This window comes from Flavobacterium sp. N3904, assembly GCF_025947305.1.
GTDB lineage: Bacteria > Bacteroidota > Bacteroidia > Flavobacteriales > Flavobacteriaceae > Flavobacterium.
This window is the reverse complement of sequence record NZ_CP110009.1, coordinates 3,257,828-3,274,963: the sequence shown is the minus strand read 5'-3', so window position 1 is coordinate 3,274,963 and position 17,136 is coordinate 3,257,828. Positions and strand designations below refer to the sequence as shown.

Annotated in this window: 16 protein-coding genes; 1 reads left to right on the top strand and 15 read right to left on the bottom strand. The window is 32.9% G+C overall.

The window, feature by feature from the left end; all coding sequences use genetic code 11:
- Window positions 1–3 precede the first annotated feature (3 nt).
- The 10 genes from OLM57_RS13880 to OLM57_RS13820 form a co-directional block, all read right to left on the bottom strand.
- The gene (locus OLM57_RS13880) at window positions 4–798 is read right to left on the bottom strand and encodes an MlaE family ABC transporter permease (RefSeq protein ID WP_264564282.1); all 795 of its coding nucleotides are present in this window, start codon (window positions 796–798) and stop codon (window positions 4–6) included.
- 56 nt (window positions 799–854) lie between these two features.
- Window positions 855–1,334 (bottom strand): PA2169 family four-helix-bundle protein, encoded by a 480-nt coding sequence (locus OLM57_RS13875; protein ID WP_264564281.1) that lies wholly within the window; start codon window positions 1,332–1,334, stop codon window positions 855–857.
- Between the two features lie 125 nt (window positions 1,335–1,459).
- Window positions 1,460–3,856: a glycosyltransferase gene (locus OLM57_RS13870; RefSeq protein WP_264564280.1), complete on the bottom strand. Its 2,397-nt coding sequence runs from the start codon at window positions 3,854–3,856 to the stop codon at window positions 1,460–1,462.
- On the bottom strand, window positions 3,846–4,892 hold the full coding sequence (locus OLM57_RS13865; protein WP_264564279.1) for a pesticidal protein Cry7Aa: 1,047 nt from the start codon (window positions 4,890–4,892) through the stop codon (window positions 3,846–3,848). Before OLM57_RS13865 ends, OLM57_RS13870 begins: the two co-directional genes overlap by 11 nt.
- 524 nt (window positions 4,893–5,416) lie before the next feature.
- The gene (locus OLM57_RS18695; protein WP_319800251.1) at window positions 5,417–6,871 is read right to left on the bottom strand and encodes an OmpA family protein; all 1,455 of its coding nucleotides are present in this window, start codon (window positions 6,869–6,871) and stop codon (window positions 5,417–5,419) included.
- Between the two features lie 260 nt (window positions 6,872–7,131).
- Window positions 7,132–8,202, bottom strand: a complete 1,071-nt coding sequence (locus OLM57_RS18690) for an OmpA family protein (RefSeq protein ID WP_319800250.1) — start codon at window positions 8,200–8,202, stop codon at window positions 7,132–7,134.
- A 214-nt stretch (window positions 8,203–8,416) separates the two neighbouring features.
- Window positions 8,417–9,502: an AI-2E family transporter gene (locus tag OLM57_RS13835; protein WP_264564278.1), complete on the bottom strand. Its 1,086-nt coding sequence runs from the start codon at window positions 9,500–9,502 to the stop codon at window positions 8,417–8,419.
- A 116-nt stretch (window positions 9,503–9,618) separates the two neighbouring features.
- Window positions 9,619–10,200, bottom strand: coding sequence for an NADPH-dependent FMN reductase (locus tag OLM57_RS13830; protein WP_264564277.1), 582 nt, complete (start codon window positions 10,198–10,200; stop codon window positions 9,619–9,621).
- A gap of 35 nt (window positions 10,201–10,235) precedes the next feature.
- Window positions 10,236–10,409 (bottom strand): hypothetical protein, encoded by a 174-nt coding sequence (locus OLM57_RS13825; protein WP_264564276.1) that lies wholly within the window; start codon window positions 10,407–10,409, stop codon window positions 10,236–10,238.
- Between the two features lie 24 nt (window positions 10,410–10,433).
- Entirely contained in the window at window positions 10,434–10,907 is a 474-nt protein-coding gene (locus tag OLM57_RS13820) for a Dps family protein (protein WP_264564275.1), read from the bottom strand.
- A 303-nt stretch (window positions 10,908–11,210) separates the two neighbouring features.
- Here OLM57_RS13820 and OLM57_RS13815 point away from each other — a divergent pair, with 303 nt between their 5' ends.
- The gene (locus OLM57_RS13815; protein ID WP_264564274.1) at window positions 11,211–11,816 is read left to right on the top strand and encodes a 2,3-bisphosphoglycerate-dependent phosphoglycerate mutase; all 606 of its coding nucleotides are present in this window, start codon (window positions 11,211–11,213) and stop codon (window positions 11,814–11,816) included.
- 217 nt (window positions 11,817–12,033) lie between these two features.
- Here the strand turns inward: OLM57_RS13815 and OLM57_RS13810 are convergent, their stop codons facing one another.
- The 5 genes from OLM57_RS13810 to OLM57_RS13790 are packed head-to-tail and all read right to left on the bottom strand — an operon-like array spanning window position 12,034 to window position 16,883.
- The gene (locus OLM57_RS13810; protein ID WP_264564273.1) at window positions 12,034–12,228 is read right to left on the bottom strand and encodes a hypothetical protein; all 195 of its coding nucleotides are present in this window, start codon (window positions 12,226–12,228) and stop codon (window positions 12,034–12,036) included.
- Between the two features lie 43 nt (window positions 12,229–12,271).
- Entirely contained in the window at window positions 12,272–12,619 is a 348-nt protein-coding gene (locus tag OLM57_RS13805) for a hypothetical protein (RefSeq protein ID WP_264564272.1), read from the bottom strand.
- A 23-nt stretch (window positions 12,620–12,642) separates the two neighbouring features.
- The gene (locus tag OLM57_RS13800) at window positions 12,643–13,077 is read right to left on the bottom strand and encodes a response regulator (protein ID WP_264564271.1); all 435 of its coding nucleotides are present in this window, start codon (window positions 13,075–13,077) and stop codon (window positions 12,643–12,645) included.
- Window positions 13,074–16,280, bottom strand: coding sequence for a PAS domain S-box protein (locus tag OLM57_RS13795; protein WP_264564270.1), 3,207 nt, complete (start codon window positions 16,278–16,280; stop codon window positions 13,074–13,076). Before OLM57_RS13795 ends, OLM57_RS13800 begins: the two co-directional genes overlap by 4 nt.
- Window positions 16,281–16,337: 57 nt before the next feature.
- The gene (locus OLM57_RS13790; protein ID WP_264566912.1) at window positions 16,338–16,883 is read right to left on the bottom strand and encodes a helix-turn-helix domain-containing protein; all 546 of its coding nucleotides are present in this window, start codon (window positions 16,881–16,883) and stop codon (window positions 16,338–16,340) included.
- Window positions 16,884–17,136: the final 253 nt, after the last annotated feature.

The window sequence follows — 17,136 nt, the reverse complement described above, 5'->3', positions numbered from 1 at the left end:
ATTTTAGTAAAATAAGTCGGTTATCTGTACGGCAATCATATCAATGATAAAGATGGCCAACGAAGCAGCAACAACAGCCGTGTTTGCCGCTTTCCCAACACTTTCGGTTCCATTCTCAGCATTAAATCCTTTATAGCAGCCAACAAAACCAATAGCAAATCCGAAGAAAAAAGTTTTTAGTACAGCGGGCAGTATGTCCAGAAATTCCAGATGTTCTAACACATTGGAGAAATAACGGTAAAAATTCATGTTTTCATGAATATTGTATCCTATGTAGCCACCAAAAACTCCAATAAAGTCGGCAAAAACAACTAAAATAGGAATCATAATTGTAGTTGCCATAATTCGGGTAACCACCAAGTATTTGTAAGGATTTATAGCCGAAACTTCCATGGCGTCAATTTGCTCAGTTACTTTCATAGAACCCAATTCGGCTCCAATTCCAGATGCAATTTTTCCGGCACAAATCAAGGCCGTAATTACAGGAGCAATTTCTCGAATTAACGAAAGACCAACCATGCTGGGTAACCAGGATTCTGCACCAAATTTGGCCATTGTTGGTCGGGATTGTATAGTAAGTACCAATCCCATTATAAAACCAGTTATACTTACCAATGGCAATGATTTATAACCAATAGCATAGCACTGCCATAGAAATTCTTTGAATTCAAAGGGAGGTTTTATAACTTCTTTAAAAAACCGAGTTGTAAACAATGTAGCTTTGCCGATGTCTTCAAAAATATTTTTCAGATACGATTTATCAAAGGTTGCTTTTATAGTATTTTCAGAACTATTCATGATTTTTAATATGGATTTGAACAGAGAATTAAGTAGATACCGAATCAAAAAAAATATTAAGTATCTAAGGTGAATTTTCTACAAGAAACCAATACATTTCCAAGATCTTTTAAAATGTCATGGTCTATTTTTATGGATTGATGTTGGGCTGTCAACATGTTTTGCTGTATTTCTGTTAAATTTTCTGAATTTTCACTTAAAACATTTTTGTATGTTTTTATAGTAATATCATCGTCATGCTCGCAACGATTAAGAATATCTTCTCTGTCATTACTTTTAAATTTTGACTTTATTTTTATCCAAACTTGCATAAAAGGAAGAGAAATACTTGAATCATTTATTGGTTTTCCTCCCAATTTATGAACTTCAGAAACTAGTTCTGTTTTGCATTTTTTACTTTTTTCTTGAAATTCAATAAAAAGCATTATCAAATCTGATTCATCCGTTTGTCTTGAAGCTTTTGCGTAACTTTCAAATCGATTATTATTGATGCTGATTAAGTTATTTAAGGCATCTATTGATTTTGTCCTATCCATTTGATTTGGTTTAAAATGAAGTTAATATTGTTTCTAAAAATGTAAAAAACTCAACGAGCAAAGGTGAATGATGTAGAATCAAAATTTGTTTCAAAACTTTATATAAATTTTATATTATTCACATATTAAACCAATGTTTTTTTGCGACTTAATTTCAAATAGAATTCTTTTTCTGCTTCATTTGTAGCATGTAATTTAAAAGAGTGTCTACTGTTTTTTTCGATGCATAATCGAGCCATTAAATAACTTACGGTAGATTCTGCTCCTTGATTTAAATTGACATATGTGTCTTCCAATCCGTCATAACATCCACCTGTACAAGGATTATAAATGATTTGATGTAGATGATTATTACCCAAAAACCAGTTGAATGCTATTTTTATTTTTCTGGTGTATTCCTCATCTTTGAAGGCTATAGAAAATTTGCTTAAAGCCAAAATAGTATAGGCAACATCAATGGGCTGTTCGCCTCCAATTTCTCGACTTTTAGTTGCGTTTTCTTTGAGTAACCACCCTTTATTTGATATGACTTTAATGCTATCGCCTAAGAAAATTTTACTCAAAAGAAAGTCAAATGACGTTTTAGCAACCGCTTTATAAGTTGCATTTCCTGTACTTAAAAATGCACAAAGCATCGCTTCGGGCAAAATACTGTTGCCGTAAGTCAAGTAACTTTCAAACCAAGTCCAATTGGGATTTGATTCGTGTTTGTACATTTGAAGTATTCTATTGGCTAGTTTTTTTATTATTGCTGTATTTTGAGGCGATTTCTCTTTTATATTGGCATAATAGAGCCCTTTTATAATAAATGCCATGGCACGAGTCGAATGAATTTTATGTAAATTAACTGTAGTCTTTTGCAAAGTCATTTTTGCTTTTTCGACTATTTCTATAGGCAAAATTGAAGCTAAAGAAATTAAATAGCCCAAAGCCCAAATGGCTCTTCCATTAGAATCTTCTAGATTGGTTTCGTTATTTTGATTGGTAAAATCACCATCCTCATCAACATAATTTAAAAACGAGCCATTGTCTTGCAAACAATTTGTTATAAAATTTAAGTATATTTTGATTAAATCTAAATCGGTTTTGTCTTTATTTAATTCAAAATGTTCGCACATTGCCACCATGGCACGCGCATTGTCATCTATAGTATAACCAGATTCTAGATCGGGTTTATTGATAACTGAAAACTGAATCATCCCAAAATCGGTAGTCAATTTTTTGATGTGATCTAAATTGATTTCTGGAATTTTATAGTTCAAATTAAAATTTTTATTACCGGTTTTTTCAAATAAAAGCGCATGAGCAATTGCCGAGTTTTCCCATGCAGTTGGTGCGATCTTATGCAATCCTTTTGAACTTATATTTTTTCTTAAATGGTTGTCTTTAAGTAAATGATTGACTTCTTTGGCTAGTTGTTCTGAATTTCCAAAATCAATTATAATACCTGCACCATCACTCAACACTTCGCTAGCATGCGGAATAGGAGTGGAGATAATGGGGCAACCACAACTTATGGCATATGAAAATGTTCCGCTCACGGCTTGATTCGGATCTTTTGAAGTAAACAAATAGATATCTGTCAGTTGCAAAAAGTCTAAAAGCTGGGGTAGCGGTAAAAAAGTATTGATAAACAAAACATGGTTCTGTAATTGTAAGGTTTTAATTTTTGCTTCGAGCATTGTTCTGTATTTTTCACCTTCAACTTTTACTATTGATGGATGTGTTTTTCCAATTATTAAAAACAAAACATCTTTGTTTTCTTTGATAATGTTGGGCATGGCATCAAGCGTTGTTTCGATACTTTTTCCAGAACCCAATAAACCAAAAGTTGAGAGCACTTTTTTTTCGGATAAATTATATTTTTCTTTTAAAAATTCTTTGTCAGAATGAGGTACTAGATGTGTTCCATGGGCAATTACAGATATTTTTTCTGGATCAACTCCATAGTCGTCTTTCAAAATCTTGGCTGAAGAATTAGTCATTACAATTATAGAGTGTGCGAGCTGTGCTATTACTTGCACGTTTACTTTAAATGAATTGTCAGGATTTTTTAATACTGTGTGAAATACAATAATTATAGGTTTTTTAATTTTATATAAAAACTGTATAAAATTGGCTTCATTTTTTCTAAAAAGCCCAAATTCATGTTGCAACAATACCATCTGAATTGAATTATTGGCGTTAATTTTCTCCGACAAATCATAGAAGCCATTTGGTTGATCGGTATTGAGAATGTATTTTATAGATTCGTTATAATGATGTTTCTCTGTATCTGATTCTAAAGCACAAATTTTTATTTTAAACGAATTTTTAAATTTATTATTTAGAGATTTAATCAAATCCTGAGAATAAGTTGCAATGCCACATTCTCTTGGAGGGTAAGTGGTGATAAACAATATTTCAGGCAGTTTTATTGCTGTATCAGAAATTAAATGATTGGAAACAGGAGCATTAAACTCCGTTTTTAATATTCCGGCTGATAAGATATTTGGGTTTTGGGTGGTGATTCTATTTCTCATTTTTAACAGTATTAAGCATTAGTTCATTTAATAATTCAGTTATACTCACAGAGGCAGTTCCTATACGTTCATCGGCAGCTCCATAATAGATGTAAAGAGTGTCATCAAATAAGGCGGTTCCGCTAGGAAAACACACATTATTGACTTCGCCTTTTAATTCCCATATTAATTCGGGTTTAAAAAGGGGATAGGGCAATCGGGCAATCTCCTTCATGGGGTTTTTTAGATCCAATAGAGCTGCACAAGCAGAATAAACATATCCTTTTATGGTATCCTGGACACCATGATAAATAATGAGCCAACCAAGTTTTGTTTCGACAGGGGGGCATCCTCCACCAATATAACTGGCTTCATGTTCGTATTTGGGTTTCATTACAATACATTCATCAAAATGGGTAAAGTAGTTTGCCCAAAATTGAGAATTCAGTTCCTCTAAATTTTTTACAGAAACAACAATTTGAATGTCAGGTTTAATACGATGCAGAAAAACAAATTTATCATCAATTTTTCTTGGAAATAAAATGATGTTTTTGTCCCACATCAATACTTTTTCATCTAGTATTTCGGTTACAGCTTCGTGATTGTTGTAGCGAAAGTATTTTTCATTTACTTTTTTATTGTTTGTTGTAATGGCATCAAATTCATCGTAGGTAATTTGAGGGACAATTATTCCTTTCTTGTTCCACCGCACCAAATCGGTTGATGTTGCCATTGCTCCCAGAGCATTTACACCATCAAAGGCAGTATAGGATAGATAATAGGTGTCTTCTATTTTTACAATTCTGGGATCTTCAACACCATGGGATTCATAATCAAATTCGGATACAAGAATTGGAGCCTGATCACGGTGTTTTACAGTTAAAGGCCCTTTCAATTTACAATATCCAATACTGGAGTAATTACCTGTACTTACAGCTCTGTAAAAAAGATGAACATAATCACCTTCTTTAATTGCAGCTGGATTTAGAACCCCTTCGTTCTCAAAAACCAGAGCTGTTTTTTGAATAAGAACTCCTTCTTTTTTTAATGTCACCATGGTATTGTATTTTATTTTTTTTAATAAAAATTACATCTATAAAGGTCAATTTATAAAGCTTAAAAATGTTGCAATACTTTTTGAATAATTTACATTATTTACAGAAATTCAGATAGTTACAGTTTTTTTTTTAAAACTATTTTTATTAATGTGTTCTAAATAAGTTTATACCTGTGCCAAATAAAAACACAAAAAAAGGGCTGTCGTTTCCGACAGCCCCCCTTCACCCAAACCATTTACCTATATTTTTTATATGTCTACTTTCATTTGAATATTCTTTCAGAATATTTTTTATTTTAAATTTTCTGTATCTCCTTGTTGTGTAAAGGTCGAATTATAGTTCCAAACTGGGTTACAATATTTTATCCTTTACTTACACAATTTACAGTTTTGAGTTTAAAAAAAAAATCAATGTTTTCGGCACTCCAGAGTCAGTAATTTAAAATTCAATAGTCAAAAAAAAAGAGGTCGTTTTGCAACAACCTCTTTCTCAAAAGAGTATCAAAACCAATTAAATAAACTCTTTAGTATGTTGTTTTCAATTCAACTCTTCTGTTTTTGGCACGACCCAATGACGTTTTGTTATTTGCGATTGGTTTGCTTTCGCCATAACCTATTGCTGTCAATCTAGTACTGTTAATACCTTGGCTTTCCAGATATTTTTTTACAGATTCCATACGTTCTTGAGATAAATTCAAATTGTATGTATCACTACCATTACTATCAGTGTGGCCTTCAATTAGCAAATTGGTTCCGCTGTAACGGTTTAAGATTAGAACTAACTCATTTAGTTCAACAAATGAAGAACCTTTTAACTTCGCACTTGCATTTTCGAAGAAAATTTTACCAGCTATATAAGCAATTCTTTTCACATCTTGTGGAGATATGTCTGGACATCCTTTGTTTGCAATTGTTCCTTTTACGGTAGGGCAACGGTCATCAATATCGGCAACACCATCACCATCGGTATCTGGACAACCTTTTAGAGCTACTGGTCCAGCAACATCAGGACAACGATCCTCATTATTTACTACTCCATCTTTGTCATTATCCAAAGGACATCCTGAAGCGTCAACTTTATAGCCTGCTATGGTATTTGGACATTTATCATCAATGTCTGCAACACCATCGTTATCAGAATCTGGACAACCTTTTAAGGCTACTGGACCAGCAAGATCAGGACAACGGTCTTTTGCATCAGCTACACCATCTTTGTCTCTATCTGGACAACCATTTAGGGCTGGAGAACCTGCCACATCTGGACATTCGTCTTGATAATCTGCAACACCATCATTGTCTTTGTCAAGAGGACAACCGTTTTTGTCTACTGCTACACCTGCTGGTGTATCCGGGCATTTGTCATTTCTATCTGAAACACCATCTTTATCGGCATCTTTTTTTTCTCCTAAGTTAAAGGACAAACCCAAAGTATGCGTTAAGAAGGCGTCCTTGCTTCCTCCAGTGACTCCATCTCTGTCATCACCATCTGTAAACATAAAAGTCTCTTGCAAATTAAGTACTACCACTGGGCTCAGTCTAAAAGTCAATCCACCCCCTGCGGTTGGCAAAAGATAGTCAATTTTTTTGCTGTTAACATCAAATTTTTTGTCAAAAAGCATAGCTCCTAATCCACCAAAGACATAAGGTCTAACGATGTAATCTGGGTTTAAAAAATTGATTTTTAAATTCAGGGCAAGTGATGAAAACTCACTGTTGAAATAACCATTATCTCGGTTGTAGGCAACTGTTCCTTTGCTTGCCGCCATGTTCAAATCAAAATATTTTCCTAAATATCTCGAAACCGATAGACCGGCAACTCCATAAAACGTCATGTCTGTTTTATAAAAATCGTTACCCAAATCTCCATTATACTGTGTTGCACCTCCAAATATTCCAATATTCCATTTTCGATCTTCGGTTTGTGCATTCGTAACAAATGTAAATGCTAAGCACGTACATAAGAATAGTAATTTTTTCATTTTGTTTTTTGTTAAATTATTTAGTCAAAGGTCATTAACAAATGGAGTTTAAGAGTTACAAAACTTTTGTTAATAGTTGTATCATTCACACCTTATTGCTTTTAAATACTGAGATTTACAAATACAAAAGAAAAAAGTAAATTAGTTTTTATGCTAAAAATTGTTGAGATATTTTTTCGATTTTAGAAAAAAAAAGGAGAGGTTGTTTTTGCAACAACCTCTCCTTTAAAGAGAACTAACAACCAATTAATTTACTTTTTCTAATAAGATGTTTTCAATTCGACCCTTCTGTTTTTGGCTCTACCAGAAGCTGTTTTGTTACTTTCAATTGGTTTAGCATCTCCAAATCCTACAGCAAACAATCTTTCACCAGCGATACCTTTGTTCATCAAATAAGTTTTTACAGAAACAGCTCGTTCACGAGATAAGTCGATGTTGTATTCTTTTGTGGCATTACTGTCTGTATATCCTTCAATTTGTATATTGGTTCCATTGTAACGGTTTAAAATAGCAACCAAATAATCGAGTTGCTGGTAAGAAGAAAATTTTAAGGTAGCGCTATCATTTTCAAAAAAAAGTTTACCAGCTATATCCGTTATTTTTTTTGCATCTGCAGGGTTAATTATAGGACAACCTTTGTCCGCAATATTTCCTTTTTCGGTCGGACAACGGTCTTTATCATCAGTAACACCATCACCATCAGAATCTGGACAGCCTTTTAAAGCCAATGGTCCAAATGCATCAGGGCACAAATCCATTTCATTGGCCAAACCATCTTTATCATTGTCAAAAGGACATCCGGTTGCATCTACTTTGAATCCTGCAGTTGTATTTTCACATTTATCATCAATATCTGCTACACCATCATTATCAACATCAGGACATCCCATTAAAGCTTGAGTTCCTGCAACATCAGGACAACGATCTTTAGCATCAGCAATACCATCAATATCTCTATCTGGACATCCATTCAAGGTTCCTAAACCAAATACATCGGGACATTCATCCTTATAATCAGCAACTCCATCAATATCTTTGTCAAGCGGACAACCTGTTTTGTCTACTGCAACACCTGCTGGTGTGTCTGGGCATTTATCATTTTTATCGGCTACGCCATCATTATCGGTATCTTTTTTTAATTCTATAAGTGATGCTGTAAAACTTTCAATTCCATAAAATGACGTATCCATTTTATAAAATTCTATACCTAATTCTCCATTATAGCAAACTATACTATCAAACACTTCAAAACTCCTTTTAAAACCTTTGGCTTCTGCGCAGTAGCAATATGTAAATGCTAAGCAGGTACATAATAATATAAATTTTTTCATTTTGTGATTATTTAACAGTTATGTCAAAGGTGATTAACAAATTTGGTTAAGTTGTTATATAACTTTTGCAATAAGTTATATGATTCACACTTTTTTTAATTTTACAAAATACTGATAAACATTTTTTTACGTATGAAAAAATGCAACATTATAAGTGATCTCTATTTGCAAAAGTTTCATTAGATATAATGAAATTTAGTTATGTTTTGTGGTTTTAATGAATTCCTACAAACCTTTTTATTTTTTTTATAAAACTAAAATTTTTAGATCCTTTGACTTCAATTTCACCAATTAAAAACCCATACGCTTTTAATGATTCGACATGATCACAAATAATTTTTAGCATAGCAGTAAGTGGTATTGCCAAAATAATTCCTGGTATTCCCCAAAGAAGTTCTCCCAACACCAATGCAATAACTGTAAACAAGGGATTTATTTTTACTTGAGGTCCCAGCATCAATGGTTCTAGCAACCAACCTTGTATAAATTGAACAATTCCATAAGTTAAAACGATTCCACCCAAAAGAGCAAGATTTCCTCCATGCATTGCTGCAATCAAAATGGTAAGTGCCGTTCCGGTGATGTTCCCAACAAAAGGAATTATTTCTAGAAATCCGCAAAGTATGGCAAAAAAGAATGCATTTTCTAAGCCTATAAAACTAAAGCCGGCATAGTACATAATCCATAAACAAGCAATCATTTTAGATAATCCTACCAAATATTGTTGCGATACATTTGCTATTTTATGCAAAATTAATTCCATAGCTTTTTGCTCTGAAATAGCGGTAAGTTTTAAAATAAATTGTTTGATATGCGAACGATAATACAATAAAAACAAGAAATATGCGGTAACCAAAATAAGGTTGGTCAAGATGGTGGCTAGCGAACTCAATGCCATTTTCATCATACTCGTGTACGAAGGTTTTTCCTCTTTCAATATTTTGTATTGTTCTTCTATTGAAATATTAAAATGGTTAAAAATGTATTTTTGAATATAGTCAACAGTATCTATCGCTTTTTCTTTCAGCAGTGTAATGTCATTTACTACATCGGATATTTTCCAACTTAATAGTGCAATTAGGCCCGAAATAAAAAGTGCTAATGTAAAAAGACAAAGAAATACAGCCAATCCTTTTGGAATTTTATGTTTTTCCATCCAATTGCAATAAGGTAAAAATAAAGTTGCCAAAATTCCTCCTATCACCAATGGCATAAAAAATACCTGACCATAATATAGACCAGCAAAAACAAGAAAAAATAGAATTAGTTTCTTAATAACGGTTGCAGATGATGTCGTCATTTTTTGCTTTTTATGTAGATAATTTATCAGTGAGAGTTACCCAAAATATCAATTCGAGTGTATTTATGCGGAAAAGGTCCAACAAAAAAACACTCGAATTACTGGTATTATTTCCTTTAAAAACTGATCACATCCGATGGATAAGACTCTTTTTTAGTTAATTTTATGGACCAAAGTAATTCTTTTATAAAAGCAGAAGCTAACTTATCTGTTTCTTCTTTATGAATTGCATTTCCCAAATCATCAAATTCCTCTTGTACTTTTGCAATTGGTAATGTAGCTGGAATTGTAAATGCTTTTATTTTCCAAAGCATAAATTGTAAAAAAATCAAAGCTTGAGATCCTGCATAGCCTCCTTCTGAAACAGTAGAAATTCCAATAGGTTTATGTTCCCACTCGGCATACAAGAGGTCAATAACATTTTTTAAACTTGCAGGGAAACCACCATTATATTCAGGAGTGACGATAATGATTCCATCAGAAGCTTTAATTTTCTCTGCAAACTCAAGTGTTGCTGCAGTAGGTTTTTCTTGAAATTGCAATCGTTCTTCAAAAATCGGAAAATTATAGCTTTTCAAATCTAATATTCCGACTGTGGCCAATTTGTTTTTGGTCATATACTTTTGCAAGTAAACAGCAACATTATGACTTTTTCGACCCGTTCGTATGCTAGATGATATAATTGAAATATGATACATAGCTTTAATTTTGAAATTTTATATTGAAATCAACCCTAAAGACTTCTTACTTTTTCTGTAAATAGAACATTCGATTTTTTAAAAGCTTCTGTTTTAAAATCAATTTGAATAGCACAAGAATCTCCTGCCCCTTTTTTGAGAGAAATTATTTTTCCTACTTTGCAATGACTTTTGGAACTAGATACTAATTCTTTTGCTACTTTATACATCTTATAGTTTTTTTGGGTTTATTTTTAACTCAAGTATCGCCTAAGTATCCAAGCCATTGTTTCATGATCTTCCATCAAACCAGTCATAAAATCGGCCGAACCTGCATCGTTATTTTCTTCAGCACAGACCGTTATGTCTTTTCTCAATTGTACAATAACAGTTTCTTGATCTTCTAAGAGCTCAAGAATCATATCTTTTTGCGATGGATATTTATTTGGGTTTTCTTTAAGCCTTGTTAGCTCTGAAAACTCTTTCATAGTACCAATTGTTTTTCCACCTAATTTACTGATACGCTCTGCAATTTCATCAATTGAAGCCTCCAATTGTTTGTATTGATTTTCGAATAATTTATGTAATTCCATAAAACTATTACCCGAAACGTTCCAATGAAATTTTCTTATTTTAATGTATAATGTCATTTCATCTGCCAAAACTGAAGATAGAAATGCAATGCTTTTTTGTAAATTTTGTTTGCTGATTCCAATTTGTGGTTCCATAATTTTTTGTTTTTTTACAATTATCCGTTTTGATTTTCTAATCTGTTTTTTCCAAATTCTGAAATCGTTATAATACAAAGGTGACAATATGAGAGTTAAATTGGGTTACATAACTTTTGAAAATAATTATAGAATTTACAGATGTTGTTTATTTTTAATTAATTTAAAATCAGTAATTTATAAAAAAAAATAAAATTTATTTATGCATCATTACATCACAATTTTTCGGACATTAGAGTATTGAATTTTTCATTAGATTCTCTAGTGTTTCGGATTTAAAAAAAATAGAATAAAAAGTGAAATATGGCAATTCTGACACTTATCAGACACGGACAGTCGACCTATAATTTTGAAAATCGTTTTACAGGAAATACAGATGTGGAACTCACATTGTTTGGAAAAGAAGAAGCCGAAAAAGCAGGTGTCAAGTTAAAGAATTATAAATATGACATTGCTTATACTTCGATGCTTAAACGAGCTCAGGAAACTTTGCAAATAATTTTGCAAGTTATACAGCAAACCAAAATTCCAATTGTTGCTGATAAAGCATTAAATGAAAGAAGATATGGAAATTTACAAGGGCAAAACAAAGACGAGGTTACCAATAAATATGGTGCTCAACAAGTAGAAATCTGGAGAAGAAGCTATGATATTCGACCGCCAGATGGCGAAAGTCTAGCCGATACCTATGACAGAGTAGTTCCGTATTATAAAAAAGAAATAGAACCAAAACTCAAATCGGGTCGAAATGTTTTGATAGTAGCACACGGCAATAGTCTGCGAGCGCTAGTTATGTATTTGGAAGGGATTGACCAAAAAGAAATTGTCAGTTTTGAAATTCCTACAGGTTCTCCAAGGCAGTATGTTTTTGAGGGTGATCTAAAGATAAAGAGTGTGAATTATTTGTAAACAGCAGTCTAAATAAATACTGATGAATGTTCAAAAAATTAATACTGTTTACTGATTAACGGGTATCAAGCTCGTGTACCTTTTCGTTGGTCATAGACGGAAGGTTGGAAAACTTCTATGTTCTTGATGCCGTTGCGCCAACCTGGCAAATCAGAAAAAGTACTATTTTATTGGTAACTATTTTTTTGAAATAGCTTTTGGATTACAATTTACAAATCTAAGATTCGTCTTTTGTAGTTCGTATTAAACTAATTCCTGCAATAAAGAAAACCGCACCCAAAACTCCATAAATAACTAGGGATCGAATGTCTCTGTCACTGCCTGAAGTATTAGTAAATATAACCGCATCGTATATAAGGCCTCCTATTCCTAAAGCCGTAAGTAATGCCCCAAAGATTCTTTTGATATTCATAATTTCTATTTTAAATAATTTATAATGTTATGTAATTTGTCTTTTATTCTGGAATGTCTTCTTCCAAATCATTGTGCTCATCACCGCCTAAACTGTAATAGTCATTTTCTTCATCTCCCAAGCCAATTTCTTCTTGATTATCTATACCTGGAATGTCTAAATCGCCACCTGTTCTATCATCGTCAAAATCTTTTTCGTTTCTTTTTTCGACAGGTTGGATTTTAAGGATTTCTTTCATTTTCGAAATATCCTCTGGATTTATATCAGATTCTTTGTGCAATTGATTATAAATATCTTCACTTTCAGGATAATCTGATAGTGTATATGGATCATTTTCATTTGCTCTGTGCAAATTTTTTTCTTTTGCGTTTGGATCTTTATTTTCCATCATTACTATTTTTAAAGTTTTTATGGTTACATTCTTTCCATATACCAATTCAGTTCTTTTTTCATTTTTCTAAATTCGAAAAGAGATGATATTATTTTTTGCAAACGAACAAATGCCGTTTCACTTTTTACCACATAATCATAGGCTTGATGGTGCATACAATCAATTGCAACCTCTATTTTGTCTTGAGAAGACAACATGATAACGTCAATTTCGGGATTGAATGCTTTTATTTTATCCAAAGTGTCAATACCGTTTATGGCATTCAAATCAATACCATCTAGATGATAATCCAAAATAATTACATCTGGAGTATTGGATAAATTAGCCAAGCAAAGTTCACCGGTAGAGTAGGTTTCTATCTCGAAATCGGCGTGATCCAGAAATTCTATTTCAAGAGATTTTAGGAACAAAGCATCATCGTCAACTAAGAACAGTTTTATTTTGGTTGTGGTATTCATTTTAAGGATTTTTTTAATGTTACTAACTCTATTTCCAATTCTTTACAAGCTTGCAAGCAAACATCTTCAAGTTTCAATACCATATTTTCCATTTCATCATTTTGTTGCTGTATCACAACAAATTCCTGAATTTTTTTTGCCATATTTTCAAAATCAGAATGAATTCCCACAATTGAAAACGAGGGAATCATTTTGTGTATAGCCGCATTGAGTAAATTCCAATCTTGATTTACAAAACTCTGTTTTAAAGTATCGATCAAAGGAGGTGTTTGTTCGAGATATAGTCCAATCATTTCAATCATCAATTTTGGATTTGATTTGGTGCGGTGGTTCAAATAGTCTAGATTAGTGTATTTCACTTTTTCAACCTCAGAAACTTCCGTTTTGACTTTTTTATTTGATTTCAAAATTTCTGGTTTTTTAATTAAACCTACGATTTTGCTGTACAATACTCGTTCGTCAATAGGTTTTGCAATGTAATCGTTCATGCCAACAGCTTTGCACTTTTCTAAATCTACCGTAGTAACATCGGCGGTTAGAGCAATAATTGGAATGGTCAAATTCAATGTTTCTCTAATATATTCTGTGGCTTCAAAACCGTTCATTTCTGGCATTTGCAAGTCCATCAACACAATATCGTATTGATTTGTTTTGAGTTTTTCGATGGCAATTTTTCCGTTTTCGGCAATATCGCGTTCAAATCCAAAATCATCCAATACCGTTTTCATCAATAATTGATTAAGCGCCATATCTTCGACTACCAATACTCTGACACCTTTAATTTCATTATCTAATTCCATTATTTCATTTTCTAAAGCTGCATTCTCTTTTGTTTTTAAGAAAGGTAAAGTAAAACTAAAACGGGAATACTTGTTTATTTTACTTTTGACTCTAATACTGCCTCCTTGTGATTCTACTAATTGTTTTACAATGGCAAGTCCAAGACCAGTTCCTCCATATAATCTAGAAGTGCCACTTGATGCTTGTTGGAAATTTTCAAAAATTCGGTCTATTTTATCTTCGGAAATGCCAATTCCTGTATCATTAACGGCAAATTCGATTATAACTTTCTCATCATCTTCAAACATCAAATGAACACTTACTGTGATTAATCCTTCTGTCGTGAATTTCACGGCATTACTAACTAAATTTAAAATTATTTGATGCAGACGAACCGGATCTCCCACTAACACTTCGGGAATTTTATCATCGTAATCTGAAACTAATTTTAAGTTTCTTTCTTGAATTTTGGTTTCAAATAGATGAAGCATTGACGACAATGATTTTTTCATTTTGAAAGGAGTTTTCTCGAAAGTCATTTTTCCGGCATCTACTTTTGCCAAATCTAGTATATCATTTATAAGTACAATTAATGCATCGCCACTCATTTTTATTGCCATCAGATATTCTTTTTGCTTGGCAGATAATTCGGTTTTTAGGACCACTTTTGTAAAACCAATAATAGCATTCATCGGAGTCCGAATTTCATGACTCATATTCGACAAAAATTGCTGTTTTGCTTTTACCGCATTTTCGGCAATTTGTGTTGCAGACTCTGCTTTACTTTTTGCTACTTCTGCTAAAGCTGTCGCTAATTCTGCAAAGACTTTTGCTTCCAATAATTCGGTTGCAATTCTTTTTTGTTCTGTAATATCTCTGGCCACCACAACAGCACCTACAACATTTCCTAAATCATCTTTGTAAACCGAACCGTTAAACAAAACATCGGTAAATTTTCCGTCCATTATAGTAAGTGGGTAATCAACAACAAAACCTTTAGAAAAAACTTTTTTATACCCATCACGAGCTTTTTGAGGCTCTGTGAAATAATCAATAAAATCAGAACCTATTAGTTGTACTCTCGAAACTCCTGTAACACGAACCGTTGCATCATTAGTATCCGTAATTTTTCCGTTGGGGGATATTGTAAATAAAGGATCACGACTGGCTTCAATCAAACTCAACGAGTATTGGGAAGCCAATTTAAGGGAATAACTATGGGCTTCCAATTCTTTGTTGGCAATCTCGCGCTTCTCTTTTTCTTTGTTTTGAAATTCGAGTTCTAAATCGGCAATTACTAGTTCGGCTGCTCTATTTTCTTTTTCGCCCGTTTGAAAAAGAAGTTCTTTGTTGGCAATGTATAATTCGTCTGCTCTTTTTTCTTTTTCATCATTTTGAAAAGCCAATTCTTTGTTGGCAATAACCAATTCTGCAGCTCTTTTTTCTTTTACTATATTTTGATAAGCAAGTTCTTCATTGGCAATAATCAACTCTGCAGCTCTTTTTTCTTTTTCTTTGTTTTGAAAAGCCAATTCTTTATTGGCAATACCCAACTCATCGGCACGTTTTTCTTTTTCTTCGTTTTGAAAAGCTAGTTCTTTATTGGCAATTCCCAATTCGTCTGCTCGTTTCTCTTTTTCTTCGTTTTGAAAAGCTAGTTCTTTATTGGCAATTCCCAATTCGTCTGCACGTTTCTCTTTTTCTTCGTTTTGAAAAGCTAGTTCTTTATTGGCAATGCCCAATTCGTCTGCACGTTTTTCTTTTTCAACATTTTGAAAAGCCAATTCTTTGTTGGCAATACCCAATTCGGCGGCACGTTTTTCTTTTTCTTCGTTTTGAAAAGCTAATTCTTTATTGGCAATACCTAATTCGTCGGCTCTTTTTTCTTTTTCATCATTTTGAAAAGCCAATTCCTTGTTGGCAATACCTAATTCAGCAGCTCGTTTTTCTTTTTCTTCATTTTGAAAGGCTAATTCTTTATTGGCGATGCCTAATTCATCGGCTCTTTTTTCTTTTTCATCATTTTGAAAGGCTAATTCTTTGTTGGCCTTTCTCAATTCAAGGGCCCATTTTTGTTCGGCTATATCTCTAGCTACAATTACTACTCCTTTTATATTACCATGATTGTCGCGATATACAGAACCATTAAACAGGACTTCGGTAAGTTTACCGTTTTTGTGGCGCAGCGTAAGTGGAGAATCAGAAACGTAATTATTGGCAAAGGCTTCGAGATAGACATCATGGGCTTTGTCAGGCTCTGTAAAATAATTTTCAAAGTAAGTCCCTGTCAATTCTTCACGTGATATTCCAGTAATATGTGTCAGCGCCTCGTTCATATCCGTAATTTTCCCTTCGGTACTTATGGTTACCAAAGGATCTAAACTGGCTTCTATTAAACTTCTGGCGTATTGTGATTCTTGCATTGGGAGGCGTGGTATTGTTTGTGATATTTATGGTTGTGCTTTCAAAAAGAGAATCTATTAATTCCCAATTTCTTCAATAGGACTTCGCCTTTTATCTTTCAATTGTTTAAAGTGAGTAGGGGATAATCCAGTTACTTTTTTAAACTGGCTCGATAAATGTGCTACACTGCTGTATCCCATTTTCCAGGCAATTTCGGTAATATTGAGTTCACCATAAATAATCAATTCTTTGATTCTTTCTGTCTTATGCGAAATTATAAATTGCTCAATGGTTGTTCCTTGTACCTCAGAAAATAAGTTGGACATATAGGTATAGTCGTGATTTAATTTTTCATGCAAATAGTCCGAAAAATTGATTTTAATGTTTTCGTCGGTATGATGAACTAGTTCAATAATTACATTTTTGATTTTCTCGATAAGCATGGCTCTTTTGTCATCCATCAATTCGAGACCCGAATCCAACAAGGCCAATTTGAGTTGTTCGCGTTGGTACATAGAAATAGTTTCCATGATTTCTACTTCGCCCAAATCAACCACAATAAAGTGCAGACCAAGTTTTTTTAACTCATCTTTCACCGCCATTTTGCAGCGATTGCTAACCATGTATTTGATATATAATTTCAAGTTGTTTATTATTTAATGGATAAAGTAAAGGTCGTCAGGAAGTCAAAAATAGATGTTATACAACTTTGCTATTTTGTTGTATAATTCACTGATTATATAAAGTGAATAGTGAGTAGTTAGTAGTGAATAGTTAGTAGTGAATAGTTAGTAGTGAATAGTTAGTAGTGAATGGTGAATAGTGAGAAGTGAATGAAGACTATTCACCATTCACTATTCACCATTCTCTTCACCA